Annotated in this window: 20 protein-coding genes; 6 read left to right on the top strand and 14 right to left on the bottom strand. The window is 66.3% G+C overall.

Annotated features, from left to right (window positions below; translation table 11 throughout):
- Positions 1–62: 62 nt before the first annotated feature.
- Positions 63–971 (bottom strand): enoyl-CoA hydratase, encoded by a 909-nt coding sequence (locus tag A5790_RS19305; RefSeq protein ID WP_066847796.1) that lies wholly within the window; start codon positions 969–971, stop codon positions 63–65.
- Between the two features lie 122 nt (positions 972–1,093).
- Here A5790_RS19305 and A5790_RS19300 point away from each other — a divergent pair, with 122 nt between their 5' ends.
- Together A5790_RS19300 and A5790_RS19295 are read left to right on the top strand one after the other, a co-directional pair.
- Positions 1,094–2,179 (top strand): dihydrodipicolinate reductase, encoded by a 1,086-nt coding sequence (locus A5790_RS19300; RefSeq protein WP_066848330.1) that lies wholly within the window; start codon positions 1,094–1,096, stop codon positions 2,177–2,179.
- A 38-nt stretch (positions 2,180–2,217) separates the two neighbouring features.
- Positions 2,218–2,835: a nitroreductase family protein gene (locus A5790_RS19295; RefSeq protein ID WP_066848333.1), complete on the top strand. Its 618-nt coding sequence runs from the start codon at positions 2,218–2,220 to the stop codon at positions 2,833–2,835.
- On the opposite strand, the gene A5790_RS19290 is transcribed toward A5790_RS19295, so the two are convergent.
- From A5790_RS19290 to A5790_RS19280, 3 genes are read right to left on the bottom strand one after another with little or no spacing between them, the layout of a single operon-like run.
- Entirely contained in the window at positions 2,802–3,803 is a 1,002-nt protein-coding gene (locus A5790_RS19290) for a YihY/virulence factor BrkB family protein (protein WP_066847793.1), read from the bottom strand. The two genes, A5790_RS19295 and A5790_RS19290, sit on opposite strands and share 34 nt — an antisense overlap.
- A 60-nt stretch (positions 3,804–3,863) precedes the next feature.
- Positions 3,864–4,823, bottom strand: coding sequence for a non-homologous end-joining DNA ligase (ligD, locus tag A5790_RS19285; protein ID WP_066847791.1), 960 nt, complete (start codon positions 4,821–4,823; stop codon positions 3,864–3,866).
- A gap of 27 nt (positions 4,824–4,850) precedes the next feature.
- Positions 4,851–5,885 carry a GTP-binding protein gene (locus A5790_RS19280; protein WP_066848327.1) on the bottom strand — a complete coding sequence of 345 codons (1,035 nt, stop codon included), beginning with the start codon at positions 5,883–5,885 and terminating at the stop codon, positions 4,851–4,853.
- A 239-nt stretch (positions 5,886–6,124) separates the two neighbouring features.
- Here A5790_RS19280 and A5790_RS19275 point away from each other — a divergent pair, with 239 nt between their 5' ends.
- Positions 6,125–6,673, top strand: coding sequence for a CsbD family protein (locus tag A5790_RS19275; protein WP_066847788.1), 549 nt, complete (start codon positions 6,125–6,127; stop codon positions 6,671–6,673).
- Positions 6,674–6,699: 26 nt separating this feature from the next.
- The gene (locus A5790_RS19270; protein ID WP_066847785.1) at positions 6,700–7,365 is read left to right on the top strand and encodes an IF2 family translation initiation factor; all 666 of its coding nucleotides are present in this window, start codon (positions 6,700–6,702) and stop codon (positions 7,363–7,365) included.
- Positions 7,366–7,370: 5 nt separating this feature from the next.
- Here the strand turns inward: A5790_RS19270 and A5790_RS19265 are convergent, their stop codons facing one another.
- A complete protein-coding gene (locus A5790_RS19265) occupies positions 7,371–8,783 on the bottom strand; it encodes an NCS2 family permease (protein WP_066847782.1) in 1,413 nt (470 codons plus the stop codon).
- Between the two features lie 10 nt (positions 8,784–8,793).
- Positions 8,794–9,228 carry a MarR family winged helix-turn-helix transcriptional regulator gene (locus A5790_RS19260; protein ID WP_066847780.1) on the bottom strand — a complete coding sequence of 145 codons (435 nt, stop codon included), beginning with the start codon at positions 9,226–9,228 and terminating at the stop codon, positions 8,794–8,796.
- A gap of 51 nt (positions 9,229–9,279) precedes the next feature.
- Here A5790_RS19260 and A5790_RS19255 point away from each other — a divergent pair, with 51 nt between their 5' ends.
- Complete coding sequence (locus tag A5790_RS19255; RefSeq protein ID WP_066847777.1) at positions 9,280–9,915, top strand: TIGR03086 family metal-binding protein; 636 nt, start codon at positions 9,280–9,282, stop codon at positions 9,913–9,915.
- Here A5790_RS19255 and A5790_RS19250 read toward each other — a convergent pair.
- From A5790_RS19250 to A5790_RS19240, 3 genes are all read right to left on the bottom strand, one after another.
- Positions 9,899–10,270, bottom strand: coding sequence for an NYN domain-containing protein (locus A5790_RS19250; RefSeq protein WP_066847775.1), 372 nt, complete (start codon positions 10,268–10,270; stop codon positions 9,899–9,901). The genes A5790_RS19255 and A5790_RS19250 overlap by 17 nt on opposite strands.
- Positions 10,271–10,405: 135 nt before the next feature.
- Positions 10,406–10,816 (bottom strand): hypothetical protein, encoded by a 411-nt coding sequence (locus A5790_RS19245; protein ID WP_064417530.1) that lies wholly within the window; start codon positions 10,814–10,816, stop codon positions 10,406–10,408.
- A 119-nt stretch (positions 10,817–10,935) separates the two neighbouring features.
- Positions 10,936–12,180 carry a DNA polymerase domain-containing protein gene (locus tag A5790_RS19240; protein WP_066847774.1) on the bottom strand — a complete coding sequence of 415 codons (1,245 nt, stop codon included), beginning with the start codon at positions 12,178–12,180 and terminating at the stop codon, positions 10,936–10,938.
- 55 nt (positions 12,181–12,235) lie between these two features.
- On the opposite strand from A5790_RS19240, the gene fadD2 reads away from it, so the two are divergent.
- Complete coding sequence (gene fadD2, locus A5790_RS19235; RefSeq protein ID WP_082961794.1) at positions 12,236–14,056, top strand: long-chain-fatty-acid--CoA ligase FadD2; 1,821 nt, start codon at positions 12,236–12,238, stop codon at positions 14,054–14,056.
- 12 nt (positions 14,057–14,068) lie between these two features.
- On the opposite strand, the gene A5790_RS19230 is transcribed toward fadD2, so the two are convergent.
- The 5 genes from A5790_RS19230 to A5790_RS19210 form a co-directional block, all read right to left on the bottom strand.
- Positions 14,069–14,380, bottom strand: a complete 312-nt coding sequence (locus A5790_RS19230) for a hypothetical protein (protein WP_066847773.1) — start codon at positions 14,378–14,380, stop codon at positions 14,069–14,071.
- 40 nt (positions 14,381–14,420) lie between these two features.
- Positions 14,421–14,696, bottom strand: coding sequence for a hypothetical protein (locus tag A5790_RS19225; RefSeq protein WP_066847771.1), 276 nt, complete (start codon positions 14,694–14,696; stop codon positions 14,421–14,423).
- Positions 14,697–14,758: 62 nt separating this feature from the next.
- Positions 14,759–16,990 (bottom strand): acyl-CoA dehydrogenase, encoded by a 2,232-nt coding sequence (locus tag A5790_RS19220; protein WP_066847769.1) that lies wholly within the window; start codon positions 16,988–16,990, stop codon positions 14,759–14,761.
- Between the two features lie 9 nt (positions 16,991–16,999).
- The gene (locus tag A5790_RS19215) at positions 17,000–18,037 is read right to left on the bottom strand and encodes a 2-hydroxyacid dehydrogenase (RefSeq protein ID WP_369829802.1); all 1,038 of its coding nucleotides are present in this window, start codon (positions 18,035–18,037) and stop codon (positions 17,000–17,002) included.
- Positions 18,013–19,155, bottom strand: coding sequence for an alpha/beta hydrolase (locus A5790_RS19210; protein WP_066847765.1), 1,143 nt, complete (start codon positions 19,153–19,155; stop codon positions 18,013–18,015). Before A5790_RS19210 ends, A5790_RS19215 begins: the two co-directional genes overlap by 25 nt.
- Between the last annotated feature and the right edge of the window lie 61 nt (positions 19,156–19,216).

The raw sequence follows: 19,216 nt of genomic DNA, 5'->3' as shown, positions 1-19,216 counted from the left end.
CCGCCGAACGCGTGACGGTAACCCACGTTCGGCGCAGGGGGGAGGGGGCGGGGGCACGGTCGTCAGGATTCGGCGCGCACCTGATCCTTGACCGACAACACGATCGGGGGAGCGGTCCGCCAGTTCGGCACGCCCTGCTCCTCACCGGCGGTCGCCCGTTTGTCCTCGCGCACGCCCACCCAGTGCGAGTGGTTGAGCTGGTGCAACGTGAAACACGACTGCAGCGCGTTGTAGAAGCCCATGTTGTCGACCGACTGATTGACCGACTCCTTGATGAGCAGCGCCGCCATCGTCGGTACCGTGGCGATCCGCCGTGCCATTTCCAGTGTGCGATCGGCCAATTCGTCACGCTTGAAGATCTTGCTCACCATCCCGAGTCGATACGCCTCCTCGATGTCGATGGCGTCGCCGGTCAACATCAGCTCCTTGGTGCGCCGCGGGCCGAACTCCCACGGATGGCCGAAGTACTCCATGCCGCACATCCCCAGCCGGGTGCCCACGACGTCGGCGAAGCGCACCTCTTCACTGCCCACGATCAGGTCGCATGCCCAGATCAGCATCAGACCCGCCGAAAACACGTCACCGTGCACCTGCGCGATCGTGATCTTGCGCAGGTTGCGCCAGCGCAGGTTGTTCTGGAAGAAGTAGTGCCATTCCTGCAGCATGATCTTTTCCGCGCCCTCGCGCGTCCCGCCGTTGATGGCCGCCGTGGGATGCTGCTCCGGCCCCGGCATGAACTCGGCCCGCGCCTGCTTGGAGCCGATGTCGTGGCCGGAGGAGAACATCGGTCCCTCGCCGGCCAGGATGACCACGCGAACGGTGTCGTCGGCCTCGGCGCGGGCGAACGCCTCATCGAGTTCGACCAGCATCCCGCGATTCTGCGCATTGCGCTGCTCCGGACGATTCAGCGAGATCCGAACGATCTGGCCATCGTCGAACGTCTCCCACTTCAGAAACTGATACTCGCTCATTGTGTCCTCCGGATCGGGCCAATCTGGCAATGGTGTTGTCGTTTATTGAGAAGGTATGTTCTCACGGGTTGGATGGATCGACTGAAAGGGTGCACATGTCGGACTGCCAACGTAACCCGCGGGTGGTTCTGTGGGGGCCAGGCCAGGTCGGTGTCGGCGCGCTGCGTGCGCTGATCGCCCACCCCGGCCTGGACCTCGCGGGCGTGGTCGTACACGCCGAGGCCAAAGACGGCATGGACGCCGGTGCGCTGTGCGGCATGCCCGCGACCGGAGTGATCGCGACCCGCGACATCGACTCGGCGCTGTCGCTGGATGCCGACGTGGTCGCCTATTTCGCCTCGGGCGACTACCGCTACCGGGAGGCTGCCGAGGACATCGCCCGCTGTCTGCGCGCGGGCAAGAACGTGGTGTGCACCTCCCTGGTTCCGATGTGTTACCCGCCTGCCGCCGACAAGGACACTGCCGAGCTCATCGCGTCGGCGTGCGAGGAAGGGGGCACGAGCTTCTTCAACAGTGGTGTGGATCCGGGGTGGGCCAACGACGTCATCGCATTGACGATGACTGGATTCAGCAGTCGCGTCGACACCATCACCATGCTCGAAATACTCGACTACGGCCCGATCAACCAGCCCGACATCATGTTTGACTTCATGGGTTTCGGCCACCCGCCCGACCATTCGGCGCCGCTGTTCGACACCGAGCGCCTCGCGGCGCTGTGGGCACCGACAGTCCATCTCGTCGCCGACGGCGTGGGCCTTCCTCTCGACCGCGTCGTCACCACGATCGACAAGTGGTTGGCCACCGAACGCTACGAGGTCGCGTCGGGCTGGATCGCCCCGGGCACCATGGGCGGCATGCGGTTCAAGTTGGCGGGCATGGTGGACGACGAGGAACGCGTCGTGCTCGAGCACATCACACGCATGGGTGAGCAATCGGCTCCGGACTGGCCGCGCCACCCCTCCCCGCACGGCGGTTACCGTGTCATCGTCGACGGGCTGCCCACCTACACCGTCGACATCGAGATGCACGGGCGTGGAAACAATATGCGTGGCTTGACATATGCGACCGTGATGCGTGAGTTGAACGCCATTCCGGCCGTGATGGCCGCACCACCCGGAGTGCTGTCGACGCTGGACCTGCCGTTGATCACCGGACCCGTGCGCGGTGGCACATGGCGGGGCGTCCTACCCGGCACGACAACGTCGTGAACCGGGCCCCGGCCGTGTCGACGGACATCTGGACGGTGATGGAGACCGCGTCGGCGGTGCGGCGGTATCGCGACGAACCGGTCGACGATGCGATGCTGCAGAGGTGTCTGCGAGCGGCCAGCTGGGCGCCGTCGGGTGCCAACCAACAGCCGTGGCGGTTCGTGGTGCTGCGCTCCGAGCAGTCCCGTGCGCTTGTCACCGCGGCCGCACACCGAACGTGGGACGAGCTGCAGCGGTTCTACGGAATCACGTCTCCCGATGACGGCGCGGACGATTCGCGGTCTCGGGTGCTGAGATCGATGGCCGACCACATGCGGAACGGCGGCGCCGCACCCGGTCTCGTCCTCTTCTGCGTCCGGCCGCAAGCTGGGGCATCCGAGCTACAGCAAGGCGGTTCGATCTTCCCGGCGGTGCAGAATTTCCTGTTGGCCGCCCGCGCCCAGGGGCTCGGGGCGGCGATCACGTTGTGGCACATGGGCTGTGAAGAGCGGTTGCGCTCATTGATCGGGATCCCGGACGACTGGATGCCGGCGGCGTTGGTGACGCTGGGATGGCCGGCGGGCCACCATCACACAGTCCGTCGTAAGCCGTTGTCGGAAGTGGCGGCGGTGGACAGGTGGGATCAACCCTGGCTGTCCGGCACCTCGCCGGATTGATCAGGAGAAGTTTCACGGGTCGGATCGAACCGCACACTGACCTTCTGAAAGCCTTTCGCCCGTTCGGCTTTCGCCCGTCGGGTGTAGGTGCGCCGGTCGGCCGAAGTGAGGTCGACGTCGTCGGTGAATGGCGTCATCAGTGAACGGGGATACAGCTGGTCGACGCGCACAACGTTGACTTCGGCGCACATCACCAACGTCACCGAAACCAGATACAGGAACGCAAGCAGGCCCAGAACCAACGCGAACACGCTGTTGGTCGCGCTGGTCGATTTGACGACGTGGGAGACGTAGTTCGCGCCGAACCACTGCAGCAGCTGCCATATCACCGCTGCCGCGAGGGCGCCTGGGAGCACGTCGCGGTACGACACGGAACGGGCGGTGGTGACGCGGAACGCGACCAGGCAGATGAGTGCGTTGATCGCGACGGTGGCGACGGTGACGCCCACTTTCCCGAACCACCCCAAACTGGCCGTCGCGTGGCCGACCGCCGACAACACGGTCGCGGTGACCGCGGCCGAACCGAGCACGAACAACAACAGCAGGCTGCGCAGCCTCGACCGGATCGGGTCCGGGCGGTTGTTGCGGGGCACCGCCCATACCGAGTCCATCGCGTTCTGCAGCGCCTGCCCGACACCGAGACCGCCGTACAGCGCACCGGCGATCCCGACCACGACGGCCGTGACGCCACCGCTGAGTTGCTCCGGCCGTTCGAGCTGGCTACCGATGACGGGGAACTGGCCGAGCGTGGACTGCAGGATCTGTTGCTGAATCTCCGGGCGGCCGACGAGTATGACCCCAAGCGCGGTGGTCAGCAGCAACAGCAACGGGAACAGGGAGACGAACGCGTAATAGGTGATCAGCGCGGCTAGATAGCCGCCTTGATCATCGACGTACTTGTAGATCACCGCGATGAGGAAACCCACGCGGCGGTTGCGTCGCTGCAGCCGGTCCAGCCAGCCCACCATCCCGGAATCCCTCCGCCGATGCGCTGTCGATACCCGCTAACCGGCCGGGTGAATCCGACGTCAGCCGCCCTTGTTGCGGCGCGCACGCGCCCGCCGCTTGCCCTCGTGCATCGCGGCCACCCGCGCGACGGGGATGGTCCTTCCGTGCTCGATCAGGTCGGGGGGCAGCGTCTGCGGTGCCGGCATCGCCTGCGCCCATGGGTCGCTGCCGCCCAGGACGTCGATCGCGGTGTGCACGGTGAAGTCCGCCGGTGTGATGCGGTCCAGGTCCGACCAGGCGACCGGGAACGACACAGGGGTGCCGGGGCGCAACCGGGGACTGTATGCGGCGACGACCGTCGCGCCCCCGGCGCGGGTGGAGTCGATGAAAACCTTGCCCTGGCGGTCGTCGACGATGAAAGCCGTAGTAGCACGGGAAGGGTCGAGTGATTCTGCGCGAGCGGCCAGCGCACGGGTGGCCGCCGCGACGTCGTCGACCGGTGCGCTGTCGTCGACCGGGACGAACACGTGCACTCCCTTGGCGCCGCTCGTCTTCACCGCTCCGGCCAGGCCGCAGTCCGAAAGCGCCTGCCGCACAAGGTGAGCCGTGGCGACGACGGCCGCGAAGTCGCTTCCCTCCGGCGGGTCGAGGTCGAGCACCAGATGCGTTGGGCGGTAGATGTTCTCGGCCAGCCCGAGCGTGGGGTGGTACTCGACGGCGCGCTGGTTGGCCAGCCACAGCAACGTGCGCCGATCGTCGCACAGGGCATAGCGGACCTCTCGGTGGGAGGACTCGGCCCACATCGAGACGGTTTTCACCCACTCGGGGGTGTACTTCGGCACGTTCTTCTGCATGAACGGTGCCCGCCCGCGCAGCACCCGCAACACCGTCAGGGGACGTCCCGCGAGGCCGGGAAGAATCCGATCGGACACCGCGTCGAGGTAGTCGATCAGATCGCGCTTGGTGGCATTGGCGTCCGGGGTCAACGGTTGGTCGAGGTTGGTCAGGTCGACCCCGGCGCGCTGCTCCTCGGCGCTCATCACCTCACCATAAGCGCGGGGTGGCGATCAGATGCTGAGTCGGCGGTAGCGCTGCAGCCGCCGAACCCCCGCGGCCGAGACCACGCCGTCGTGCGGTAACAGCGCCGCGGTCATGCGCGCGCGGACGTCGTCGACGTCGACATGGGTGCCGATCGCGACGAGTCCGTTGGCGACCGCCGTCGACGGCGCGTTCGCGATGTGGACAGACGTGCCGACCACATTGACGACATAGCGGCGCGTGCGCTCTCGGTACCGCACCGCGACCGTGCCCTTGAGTCGGTACACGCCCGGGGGTGGCGTTTCGAGCAGGTCGATCAGCGCCGCGGGATCGACGCAACCATTGCTGGTCACCGTGACCGAATCGGCGTGCACGTGCGGGTGATCATGTGCGTCTCCGGTGTCGACGAGCAGTTCGCGCAGGGAGAGTTGCTCGCCGACGTCGACGGATGCGGACACGTCGTACAGCAGCGCCGGATCGACACGTCCGGCCGTCGCACCCACGACGTGTGCGTCCGGATTCCGTTCGCGCACACGCTTTTCGATCTGCCCGAGCGTCTCTTCGCGGGCGTCCTCGGAGATCTGGTCGAGTTTGTTGACCACCACAAGGGTGGCCGCCCCGTATCGCGCCGGCGGGGTGGCGTGGTCGTCGACGGTGTCGAAATGTGCGGCGGCGTCGATGACGTCGACAATGCCGCCGGGCCGCACCCGCTCCACCCCGCTGAATCGGATGATCCGCGACACCGCTATCGGGTCGGCCAGTCCGCTGGCCTCGATGATGATCGCGTCCAGGCCGAGCTTCGGGTCGGCGAGCTTGGCCAGCGCGTCGTCGAGCCCGCCTTCGTCGGGAAGGCAGCAGATGCAGCCCCCGGCGATCGAGGCCGGTTCGTCGACCTGCCCCGTGACCAGCGCGGCGTCGACGTTGAGTTCGCCGAAGTCGTTGATGATGACGCCGACGCGCGCACCCGGCTGGCGCAGCACGTGGTTGAGCAGCGTGGTCTTACCCGCGCCGAGGTAGCCGGTCAGAGCGATGGCCGGAATCGTCGTCGCTGTCACGCGACACATCATCGCAGCGTTTCGATCGGCCCCGAGCGGCTATCCCGCGGTGATGGTTGTTCCAGCAACGCCGCCGAACCGGCTGCACCTGGGGCTCGCTGTAGGCATGCTCGGTCTGGGTCTGCTACCGGGCCGCACCGGTGACGCACCCGATCTCCGACGCGACTAAGCCATTTGCTGTGCATCCGCCCACAGAGGGTTTCGGACCCGCGCGGATGTGGAACCTTGACCCCTGAGAGGAGGCCCGAATGACGGACCACGACAAGGCCGGCCAGGCACGCGAAGGCCTGATCGACTCGGTGAAAGGCAAGGCCAAAGAGATGTTTGGCGCTATCACCGGAAACGACTCGCTGACCGCCGAAGGCCAACTGCAGCAGGCCGAGGCCGAACGCCGTAAAGAAGCCAACACGATCGACGCGGTCGCCGACGCCGAGGCGCGGGAGGCCCGCAACGATGTGGTGGAGGCCAAGCGCGAAGGCGCCAAGGAGCGCACCGCGGCGAACGCCGAAGCGGCCGCCGAAAAGGGCGCGGTGGAGAACCAGAAGGCCGCCCAGAAGCGCGCCGCCGAAGCCGCTGCCCGTCAGCAGCTCGAGCGCGAGCGCACCCAGGCCGAAATCGACGCCGAGCGCAAGGCACGCGAAGCCAAGGCCCAGCAGCGGGCGGGCGTGCACGACGCCGACACTCAACTCGCCGGCGCGCTCGAAGAACATCGCGAAGCCGTCGAGGAGTCGGCAAGCGCGAAAGCGGAGGCCGCCCGTATCCGGCGGCAGGCCGAAAACCTCAACGACGACGCCTGAGCAGGGCGTAGAAGGAGCTTGAACCGATGAGTCTCACCGCTATTCCGAAAGCGGTGCTGAAGTTTCAGTACCAGGTGGCCCGCGTGCCGCTGCAATTGATCGACGACCGGTTTGTCGCCCGGATGGACGACGAAGCGCCGGCCCGGCTGTTCTACGAGCGTTCCCTCGGGATGCTCGACACCGCGGTGGGCACGGCGCTCGGTGATCACGAGCTCCAGAAGCGCGGCGTCACCCTCGTCGAGCGCAGCGACGCGCTGCGCCGCGCGGCAGAACTCGACGCGGCCGCCAACGAGAATGTCAAGCAGGCGGGCCGAGAGCTGAAGGTGACCCGCGAGAAGGCGCTGCAGGACAAGCAGAAGACGTTCGAGGAGACCGAGGCCGAAGCCCGCCAGGCGCGTACCGATGCGCAGGAGCGGAAGCGCGCGGCGGTCGAGAACGCCGAGAAGAAGATCGTCGAGGACAAGAAGAAGGCCGACGAGATCGCCGAGCAGCGCAAGAAGAACGTCGAAACGGCCAAGCGCCGCGAAGAAGAGCAGATCGACGCGGCCGAGCGCAGCGCAGCGAAGGTGGCCAGCGTCAAGATGGCCGACGCGCAGGACAAGCGCGTCGATGCGGCCACGACGCGTGCGCAGGCCGACAAGATCGACGACCTTGCCGACGCCGAGAAGGAAAAGCGGCAAGCCGACCGCTGACCGGGTTAGATCCCGAGCAGTGACTCGATCCAGCCTCGCGCGAAGTACAGCAGGAAGCCCGCGGCGACCACCCACAACAGTGGGCTGATCTCGCGGGCTTTTCCTGCTGCCGACCGCAGTACCACCCACGCGATGAAGCCGACGCCGATGCCGTTGGCGATCGAGTACGAGAACGGCATCGTGGCCACCGTCAGCACCACGGGCAGCGCGACCGAGAACTCGGAGATGTCGATGTGTCGCAGATGCGACACCATCATCGCTCCAACGATCACCAGCGCGGCAGCTGCCACTTCCGTCGGCACCACCGACGCCAGCGGTGAGATGAACATCGCGGCGAGGAACAGCACGCCGGTCACGATGTTGGCCAGCCCGGTCCTCGCGCCCTCGCCGATGCCCGCGCCCGATTCGACGAACACCGTGTTCGACGAGGCCGACGATGCGCCGCCGACCACGGCGCCCGCGCCTTCGACCACCAGCGCCGCCCGCAGGCGCGGGAAGGTGCCTTTCTCGTCGGCGAGTCCGGCCTCGCGGGACAGGCCCGTGAAGGTGCCCATAGCGTCGAAGAAGTTCGCGAATACCAGCGTGAACACGAACATGGTCGCGGCGATCACTCCGATGCGGCCGAAGCTGTCCATGCTGAAGGCGCCGACGAGCGACAGGTCGGGAAGCGCGAACGGTGAGCCCGACAGCGTCGGGACCGACAGGCTCCAGCCTCCGGGCTTGTCCGCGGCGGAGCCGAGGTGCCAGATCGACTCGATCACGACCGCGACGACGGTGCCGGCGACGAGCCCGATCAGGATGCCGCCCCGCACCTTTCGAGCCACCAGGATGCCGGTCAGAAGCAGCGTGAAGGCGAAGACGACGGTGGGCACGGTGCTGATGGAGCCGCTGCCGTTACCGCCGAGGCCGACCGGCGGTGACGCGACACCCGTCGAACCGATGAACCCGGCGTCGACGAGGCCGATGAACAAGATGAACAGCCCGATGCCGGCCGTGATGGCCAGCTTCAGCTGCATCGGCACGGCATCGAAGACCAGCCGCCGCAACCCGGTCGCCGCCAGTACAACGATGATGAGCCCGTTGATCACCACCAGTCCCATGGCTTCTGCCCAGGTGAGGGAGCCGACGAGCGTCGTCGCCACGAACGAGTTGATGCCGAGACCGGCGGCGAACGCGAACGGCATCCGCGCGATGAGGCCGAACAGGATCGTCATCACGCCCGCGGCCAGCGCCGTGACCGCTGAAACCTCGGCGAATTGCAGTCGATCGCCGGTGACGTCTTCGGAACCGGACAGGATGATCGGGTTCAGCACGATGATGTAGGCCATCGCGATGAAGGTGACCAGCCCGCCGCGGGCCTCCGCGCCGACCGTCGTGCCGCGCGCCGAGATCTCGAAGAAGCGGTCGAGGCGGTTCATTTCTCAAACCCTATGGGGTGTCCTCGACACGCGTCATCTCGTGCAGGGCCCGTAGGAACGCTCGCCGGTCGGCGGGCGAGAGCACCGAAAGCCACCGCTCCTCCCCGCGCTGGATCTCCGCCTGCACCGAATCTTTAAGAGCGCGACCGGATTCGGTGATCTCCAGCAGTCGCACGCGCCGGTCCGCCGGGTCGGGTATGCGCTCGATGTAGCCGCGTTCCTGAAGCTCGTCGAGCGTGGGGATGATCCGGGTCTTGTCGGCGCCGATGGCTTCGGCGAGGGCAGCCTGGCTGCGTACCGGGGACTCGTCGAGCGCTGACAGCACGGCGTAACCCCACATCGAGACGCCGTGGTCGGCGAGCACGGGGGTCTCCAGGGCGATCAGCCGGCGCATCAGCGGGGCGAGCATGGCCGCGAGGTCTCGTCGTCGCGGCTTGGGCGGCATGCAGGGATATTAAGCGTTGACCAATGATAAGCGAGTATATATCGTAAGTGTATGCATACGATTAGTGATCCGCGACCGCTCCATCGAACAGCGATCAACGCCTCCGTCGATATCGTCTCGCGAGTGACGGTTGACGACCTCGATCGTCCGACGCCGTGTGGCGGGTGGGACCTCGGCGACCTGCTGACTCATATGACCGTGCAGCACAAGGGGTTTGCCGCCTCCGCTCGCGGAGCCGGCGGCGATCTCGGGGTGTGGGAGCCCCTGACCGTCGCGGATGCGGTCCGCGCCGACCCCGGCGGCGCCTATGCCGCCGCGGCCGCGGAGGTGGTGGCCGCGTTCGCTGCCGAGGGGGTGCTGGAGGCGACGTTCGCGCTACCGGAGTTCGGCGAGGACGTCACGGTTCCGGGTGCGATGGCGATCGGTTTTCACTTCGTCGACTACGTCGTGCACGGGTGGGACGTCGCCCGCAGCATCGGTGTGCCGTTCGGGTTGCCCGACGACGTTGTTGCGGCCGTCGTGCCCCTGGCGATGGGAGTCCCTGACGGTGAAATCCGAGAGGCCGACAACTCACCGTTCGCGCGTGCCGTGGAACCTCAGGCCGACGCGAGCGACCTGGATCGGGTGCTGCGCCACTTGGGCCGATCGCCCGATTGGCGGCCCGCAGGCGTCACCGCGGATCGATGAGATCGCGCAACCTCTCCGCCGGTACGACGGACGCGCCGGCCTCGCGTACCCGCTCGGCAAGCGTGCGGTCGGACGTGGCCACGCTGATGTCGGCGGGCCGGTCATCGGCGAGGACAAGGCGGACGATCTCGTCGTCGGCCGAGTTGGGCGCCGGGCGCGGGGCATAAGCGACGGTGACGGCCGACGAGTCGATCGGAGGCTTGGGTGGGCGTTCGAACACCACGGTGACATCGTCACGGGGAGACCGCCAGGATTCCAACCGCTCGACGAGGGTCACCATGGCGCGATGACGATCACGCCACCAGCCGTCGGGGCGCGATCCGATCACATTCATACCGTCGACGATCCACCGCATCGCGTGTCGAGGACCGGCGTCGGTCGACGGTGGGGCGGGTTCAGAACGCGTGGCCGGTCTGCTTGGCCGTCGGATGCCGACGGCCAAGCAGGTAACCGAGCCAACGAATATCGAGTAGCACCTGGTCGCCTTCCGCTATGCGGTCTTCTGGGTCAACAGCGGCAGCAGTCGACGCCGTTTCTCGATGTTCTCCGCGAAGTGATGAAGCGCATCGGGCACCGATGCTGCGACCGGGACGCTCACACCGGACGCATGCAACACTCGTTGCACTTCATCACTGGCGACGACGGCCCAATCCACCTCAGCGTGGAAGCAGCACTCATCGATGTCGTACATCAACGAAATGAGTTGCTCTGCACACGAACTCACTTCGCTCAGATCGAGGATGAACGGCTTCTCAGCCAGAACGAACCGGCGAGCGAACGCGGTGATCCGTTCAATGTTCCGGTCGTCGATGATGCCGTCGACCGTCACAACCGTTGCCAGCTGGCGGCACACGGCATGAAGCTGGGCCCCGGCGCAGTCGAATGTCGGATTCCCGTACATCACCGCCTCCTCGATTAGTCAGCTTCGTCGATGAAGCCCAACTTATGCCGCGAGATTAAGGCAAGCGCCAACGGCGACTAATACTTTGGTAAGAAGCAGTTTTTGCGTTAGCCAGCAAATCAGTCGCGCTGCATCCACTGGGGTCCGGAGTAGTTCTCCCACGGGCTGTAGTCGGCGAGCAACTCCTCCTGGGCGGGTCGTTCGTTTTCAGGCACGTGCTGAAGGTTGATCCTGATGCGGTACCAGATCGAACTGGGACCCCGCATACCGTCGACCAGAATGTCTGCAGGCTCCAACTTTTCGGCTGCGGCCGAGTGCCGTCGTCGCCATTCGTCCAACGCCGCCATCGCCTCGTCCTTGGTCTTCGTTCGGGCGATCTCGATGAGCGGCTTAGAGGAGACCCGCCGACCGGTTCCTCCGCTCGAACGTTTGGCCCCGCGCGGTGCCCTCTCCGCCGGGCCGAGCCGGTCGGCGAGGTCCAGCAGCGCGTCAAGCGATCCCGCTGAATCGTCGATGCCCTCCCAGGGGTCACCGTGTTCGGCGAAACGTTGTGGCACCGTCGCGATCGTGAACGCGTCCGGCCGGCATCCGGGCACCTCTCTCCAGAGCAGCGGCGTCGACACCCTGGCGTCAGGGGTCGCGCGCACCGAATAGGCCGACGCGACGGTTCGATCGAACGCGTTCTGGTTGAAATCGACGAAGACGCCCTCGCGTTCTTCCTTCCACCAGCGTGCGGTGGCGATCTCGGGCGCTCGGCGCTCGACCTCGCGGGCCACCGCCTGTGCGGCGAGCCGGACGAACTTGAACGGCCACCGCCGCTGGATGCGGGCGTAGATGTGGAAGCCCCGCGATCCCGATGTCTTGGGCCACGCCGTCAGCCCATGGTCCTCGAGCACGTCGCGGGCGACCATCGCGACGTCGATGATCTGAGGCCACTCGACACCCGGCATCGGGTCGAGGTCGACGCGCAGCTCGTCGGGATGCGCGAGATCGTCTGACCGAACCGGATGGGGGTTGAGGTCGACACATCCGAGATTGACCGCCCACACCAGGCCGGCCGCATCGCGCAGCACCGCTTCGGCCGCCGACGTCCCTGACGCGTACTTCAACTCGGCGACGTCGACGAAGTCAGGCCGCTTCTTCGGAGCGCGCTTCTGGAACACGGCCTCCTCGGTGATGCCCTTGACGAAGCGCTTGAGGATCATCGGTCGGTCACGGACACCGCGCAGGGCGCCGTCGGCGACGCTGAGGTAGTAGTGCATCAGGTCCGACTTGGTGACGCCGATATCGGGGAAGACGACCTTGTCGGGGTGGCTGATGGGCACCCGGTGACCCTCGACCTCCAGGTACCGGGGTGCGGCCATAACGTCATGCTAGTTTCCCGGCCGCATTGCGACGCGGGTCACATATGGTGGGGACATGGCAAGACTCTCCGAGCTCCCGTCGCAAGCGCTCGCCAAGGCTCAACAACTCGTCGAACGCGGGTCGGCCGAGCTGCACTACGCCACCAAGATGTTCGGAGCGGGAGCGTTCAAGATCGAACCACCGCAGAACGTCGCCGGAATGCTCGCCGACATCCGGCGTTGGGGCGAGTTCGGGATGATCCCGGCCCTGAACGCCCGCCGCACCCCTAATCGCACCGCGATCATCGACGACTTCGGCGAGATGACGTTCAAGGAACTCGACGACGCAGCACATTCAGTGGCCAACGGCCTGCTGGAGAAGGGTGTCAAGGGCGGTGACGGGGTCGCGATCCTGGCTCGCAACCACCGGTGGTTCCTCGTCGCGCTGTACGGCGCGGCCCGCACCGGTGCGCGGATCATCCTGCTCAACAGCGAGTTCTCCGGGCCCCAGGTCAAGGAGGTGTCCGAACGTGAGGGCGCCAAGCTGATCATCTACGACGACGAGTACTGCCAGGCCGTGTCCAAAGCGGATCCGCCGCTGGGCAAGCTGCGCGCGCTCGGCGTGAACCCCGATAAGGACGAACCGTCGAACAGCACCGACGAGACGCTCGAGGACTTCGTCTCCCGACACTCCGGTAAGGCGGCGCCCAAGGCGACCAAGCATTCGTCGGTGATCATCCTGACCAGTGGGACGACGGGAACACCCAAGGGCGCCAACAGAAGTACACCGCCCACCCTCGCTCCCATCGGCGGTGTGCTCTCGCATGTTCCGTTCAAGGGTGGTGAGATCACCGCGCTTCCGGCGCCGATGTTCCACGCGTTGGGTTTTCTGCACGCGACGATCTCGATGATGTTGGGCACGACGCTGTTGCTGCGCAGGCGGTTCAAGGCTCAGAAGGTCCTCGAGGACATCGAGGAGCACAAGGTGACCGCGGTGGTGGTCGTGCCAGTGATGTTGTCGCGCATGCTCGATGCGCTTGACGACATGGATCGCAAGCCCGACTTGTCGTCGCTGCGGATCGTGTTCGTATCGGGGTCGCAGCTGGGCGCGGAGATGGCACAGCGGGGGCTCAAGATGCTCGGACCCGTGATCTACAACCTGTACGGGTCGACCGAGATCGCGTTCGCCACGATCGCGCGACCGCAGGATCTTGAGAAGAACCCGGCCACCGTCGGACCGGTGGTGAAGGGCGTGAAGGTCAAGATCCTCGACGACGACGGCAATGAACTGCCCCAGGGCGAGGTCGGGCGGATCTTCGTCGGCAACTTCTTCCCGTTCGAGGGCTACACCGGCGGCGGCCACAAGCAGATCATCGACGGTCTGATGTCGTCGGGTGACGTCGGCTATTTCGACGAGAACGGTCTGCTCTACGTCAGTGGCCGCGACGACGAGATGATCGTGTCCGGCGGCGAGAACGTGTTCCCCGCCGAGGTGGAGGACCTGATCAGCGGACACCCGGAGGTTGTCGAGGCCACCGCGGTGGGTGTCGAGGACAAGGAATGGGGTCACCGGCTGCGGGCGTTCGTCGTCAAGTCCGACGGCGCCTCGATCGGTGAGGACGACATCAAGGGTTATGTCCGCGAGCACCTGGCGCGCTACAAGGTGCCGCGCGAGGTCGTCTTCCTCGACGAGTTGCCGCGCAATCCAACGGGCAAGATCCTGAAACGTGAGCTTCGGGAGATGGACGTCGACGGAGGCGGCGAGAAAGCCAAGGCCGACGGAGGCGGCGAGAAAGCCAAGGCCGACGGCGGCGGCGAGAACAAGGCCGACGAGCAGTCGGACGAGAAGGCCGACGAAAACGCCGACGAGAAGGCAGAAGCCAACCAGCCGGAATAGTCAGGTCGTGCCTTAATCGGCCATCGCGGCCGCGCCCGGAATCGACAGGCACACCAGCATCAGCAGGAGCAGGAACCATCCGGCGCCCTGCCACTGGACCCAGGTGCCCTTCGCCTTCCACTCGCGGTAGGTCTTGATGAACGCGCCGATACCGCCGAGCAACAGGATTGTGGGCACGGTGGAGGCGGCCACGACCGAAGTCTTCGACACAAGGGCGTAGATGACGAAGGCGACGGCGGCCACCGCGACCACCACCGCGGTGTAGGTGGCAGCGGCCCGGAACGCTTTCGGCCGGTCCCAGCGTTTCTCGACGTCGTTGGTCATAGCTGAAATGTTGCCCTCGGTATGTTCATTGAAACGCTCGTCAGGGATTGTTGACGAACGCGGACAGGCATCCGGGGATGTCGCGGCAGGCGATCACCGCCGTCTGGTCGGGCGGGCCACCACGTACTCGCGGCGGTCGGGACCCGAAGTTGCACGACGTCGCCCAGGGGTTCCCGGGGATGATGCCGGGATAGCAGGGCGCGGACTGCGCGCGTGGCGTCGGATCGTCGGCAAGGACCGTCGGCGCCAGAAACAGCCCTGTCATCGCCGCCGTGCCGACGACGACGCGGGCGATACGGACACCGAGACCGCTCATAGCTACCGCCAACCCTTGGACGCAACCCCAGATCTCAGGCTACGCCGTTTCAGCAAGCGCCTTTACGGATCGCGCGGCAGTCCCAATAGCCGTTCGGCGATGATGTTGAGCTGCACTTCGGTCGTGCCGCCGTAGATCGTGGTTGCCCTGCTGCCGAGCAGGTACTCCGCCCACCGGCCGGGCTCCTGCCCCGGGTCGCCGATCGCGCCGTCGGTGCCGAACGAGGACACCGCGAACTCCGCGTAGCCCTGGCCGGTTTTCATCGACAGCAGTTTGGAGATCGCCGCGGACGGCATCGGATCGGCACCGGCGAGTGTGAGCAGCGTCGAGCGCATGTGGAGCACCTTGGCGGCATGCCCTTCGGCGATGAGCCTGCCCGCGTGGTTCTGCTCGATCTGGTCGAACTGCCCGTCCTGAAGGAACGTGATGAAGTCGGCCAGGCTGGCCAGGAACGGCGGCTCACTGCTGCCGATCGAAACCCGTTCGTTGGTCAGCGTGTTCCTGCTGACCTCCCAGCCGCGGTTCACCTCACCGAGCACCATCTCGTCGGGGACGAACACGTCGTCGATGAAGACCGTGTTGAACATCGCGTTGCCGGTCAGCTCGCGAAGCGGTTTGACCTCGACGCCCTCGCTGGCCATGTCGAGCAGGAAGTAGGTGATCCCGTTGTGCTTGGGCGCCGACGGGTCGGTGCGCGCCAACAGCGCGCCCCACTGCGAGTACTGCGCACCGGTGGTCCAGATCTTCTGCCCGGTGATCCGCCAGCCGCCGTCGACCTTCGTGGCCTTGGTCGTCAGGCTGGCCAGGTCCGAACCCGCACCGGGTTCGGAAAACAGCTGACACCAGATCATTTCGCCGCGGAAGGTGGGCGGCAGGAAACGCTGTTGCTGTTCGTCCGTGCCGAACGCGACGATCGAGGGGATGATCCAGGCCGCGATGCCCATCTGCGGGCGCTTGACCCGGCCGGTGTCGAACTCCTGGGCGATGATGATCTGCTCGACGGGGCCGGCCGCACGTCCCCACGGCTTGGGCAGATGCGGTTGCACCCAACCACCCTCGGCGATCGCGACGTTGCGCTCTTCGCGTGAAATGGCTTTCAGCGCAGCCACTTCCGCGCGGATCTCGTCACGCAGCTTCTCGGTCTCGGGATCGAGATCGATGTTGAGTTTGCGCATCCCCGTGCTGGTCGCGACGTCGACGACTTGCTGCGGGTAGTCGGCGTGCCTGCCGAAACCGGCCGCAAGCACCAGCGCGCGCCGGTAGTACACGTTGGTGTCGTGCTCCCAGGTGAACCCGATGCCGCCGTGCACCTGGATGCAGTCCTGAGCGCAGTGCTGGGCGGCCTCGGGCGCCAGGGTGGCCGCCACGGCAGCGGCGAACTCGAATGCGATTTCCGCAGAACCGGTTTCGGGGTCTTCTCCGCTGCGCACGTGCGCGGTGAACTCGTCGATGGCGCGGGCCGCATCCCAGACGGCGGCGGTGGCCCGCTCGGTGTCGGCGATCATCGAAGCGCACTTGTGCTTGATGGCCTGAAACTGTCCGATGGGCCTGCCGAACTGTTCGCGAATCTTGGCGTACGCCGCGGCGGTGTCGGTGGCCCACCGCGCCACGCCGATGCACTCCGCCGACAGCAGCGTCGAGATCAGCGCGCGAGCCAGCGGCCGGCTCAGGTTGCTCAGCACCCGGTCGTCGCTGACTTCGATGGCGTTCGCCCGCACGTGTGCCAACGGGCGCAGCGGGTCGAGGCTCTTGACGGGTTCGATCTCCAATTGGTCGGCGTCGAGGATCACCCACTCCTCGCCGCTCTCGATGGCGACCGGGAGCACCAGCAGCGACGCCTCTGCGGCGCTGGGCACGGCACGGACCTCGCCGCGGATGACCAGACCGGCGGCATCACCTTCGCCGTGGCGGGTGGCGGTCAGGCTCGAGTCGATGGCGTAGGTCGCGATCGTCGTGCCGGAGGCCAGGTCGCCTAGTTGTGGGGCGTTGGGGTCGTGTGCGGCGATCAGTGCGCTGGCGATGGCCGACGGAACGAACGGCCCCGGCACCGCGCCGTAGCCGAACTCGGCGGCGACGATGGCCAACTCGAGTATCCCGAAGCCTTGCCCGCCAACGTCTTCGGACAGGTGCACACCTTGCAGACCTTGATCGGCCGCGCCCTTCCAGTAGGGCGGCGGATTGGGAATCGGCGTCTCCAGCGCTTCGTGGAGCACCTCGGAGGGCGCCACCCGAGCGACGAAGGACCGCACCGAGTCGGCCAGGTCGCTGTGCTCAGGATTGATGGCGATGGGCATACCTGCACCTCACTGTGACGGACCGTCCCCATTAACCGGTCGGTTGGGAGACACGATACCGTTCACGACGTTGGCCAGTTCACGGCCGTCCCACAGCCGCCGGCAGTTGTCCAGACCGTGTTCCAGATACCTGCGCATCGTGTCGGCGGTGTACCAGGTGACGTGCGGGGTGAGCACGACGTTGTCGAGCCCGAGCAGCGGGTTGTCGGCCTCTACGGGCTCGGTGGCGAAGACGTCGAGGCCCGCCCCGGCCAAGTTTCCAGACCGCAGCGCGTCGACGAGGGCGGGTTCGTCGACGATGGGCCCGCGGCTGGTGTTGACCAGGACGGCGCCGGGCTTCATCCGGTCCAGCGCTGCGCGGTCGATCATGCCCGCTGTCGCGTCGGTCAGCGGAAGATGCAGCGAGACGATGTCGCTGGCGGCCAGCAGGTCGGGTAGCGCACGCCAGCCCCGATGGCCGTCGTCGCGCGTGCTGGTGTGCAGAACCTCGGCATCCATCGCCCCAACGATTCTCTCGACCCGGGTGGCGATGTTGCCGTAACCGACCAACCCGACGGTGCAGCCGCCGATGTCGCGCACGGTTTCGCCCAGGCTCGAGTCGGACGGCCAGCCTCGTCCCTCCCGGGTGGCGCGGTCGAGTTCGGTCACCCTGCGCAGGACGGCCAGCATCAGCAACACGGCTCCCTCGGCTACCGACGGTGCGTTGGCCCCCGGCATGTTGGCGACCGCGATGCCTTGGGCGGTCGCGGCGTCCACGTCGATGGTGTTAACTCCGGCGCCCATCTTGTGCACCAGCAGGCAGCGTCGCGCTTGGGCGAGATCGTCTCCCGAAATCGGTCGAAGCACATGCCAGATCACCTCGGCCTCGGGAAGCTCCCGGTAGAAGGCGGTGTCGTCGTCCTCGGCACAGTAGCGGATGTCGAGCCAATCAGATTGCGGTGCAACGAAATCGATGGCCTTCGAACCGGGAGTGAAGTGAGCGAGGACCCTCAGCGGCGAGCGTTCGCGCGGCGGGTCGGCGTCTAACGCCACCGCTTCGCGATCCACTTGGCGATGGTATCGGCTTGTTCGCTGCGCGCACCGGGAGTGGTGAAGTAATGGTCGGTGTCGATCGAGGACTGCATCTTGTCTGAGCCGGCAAGCGCGTCGAAGATGCGCTGGGCGTCCGACGGGAACACGCCGGTGTCCTGGTCGGCGCTGATCACCAGAGCCGGGCACGTGATCCGGTTGAGGTGCGGTTCGGCGCGAGTTTGGGCGTGTCGAAGGCTCCACATCCCGATCCAGTTTCGCAATGTGCAGGCCGCGGCGATACCGCGTGCAGATCTGTTGGCCTGCATCGGCACTCCGGCATAACACATGTTCGCGGGTCGCTTCGTCGGCTCCAGGGCGGGATCGACCATGCGCGGGTCCGCCCATGTCCGCAGCACCGTGAACGGGCGGTCGGAGAAACCGGATGCACGCACATGCTCGAGTTCGGCCTCGGCCCAGTCCGTGATTGCGTGGTTTCGTGCGATCTGAGCGGCCCGGTACCGCTCGACGAACTCGGTCGAGAACGGTGGGCCGTTATTCTCCTCAAAGAGATCGAGATCGGGATCGCTTGCGACCGCGTCGGTCTCGTCGACGACCGCCGCGTCCATCCAGGCGGTCAGCACGTCGGGGCGGCCGGGATGCGCCGCGGTCGAGACGTACCCGTCGGCGGCAGGCAGGTCGGTCAGGCCCGTTGCGGGACGCATTCCCGGAAGCGGTGTCACATGTGGGTCGACGGCCTGTGCCTGGTAGGCCGCCATCAACGATCCACCCCCGGAGTTTCCGAGCAGCACAATGGTTTCCACGCCTTGGACCTCGCGCAGCCATCGCACGCCGACACCGATGTCCACTAGCGCATGGTCGAGCAGGAAGCTGCTCTCGAATCCGCGATAACGGGTGTTCCAGCCCAGGAAACCGATGCCGCGGGTGGCCATGTAGTCGGCGAGATAGTGCTCGGAGAAATCGATCTGGTAGTGCGTGGCGATCATCGCGACCTTCGGTTTGCGGCCCACCCCGCGGTGATAGAGGCCCTGGCACGGATGCCCACCCGCACCCGCCCGCCGGGCGGTCGGGGAATCGAGGCCGACGAACTCACGGATGACACCCGGCGTTGCGGTGCTCGATGGCGTTTTGGTCATCCGGGTTGCCTTCTGCCGAGCCAAAAAGCAAGGGCTACAGGCTGTTCAACGATCTTGATGA

The sequence above is a fragment of the Mycobacterium sp. 852002-51152_SCH6134967 genome, from assembly GCF_001667105.1.
Taxonomy (GTDB): Bacteria; Actinomycetota; Actinomycetes; order Mycobacteriales; family Mycobacteriaceae; genus Mycobacterium; species Mycobacterium neumannii_A.
This window is presented reverse-complemented; position numbering and strand designations above follow the sequence as displayed.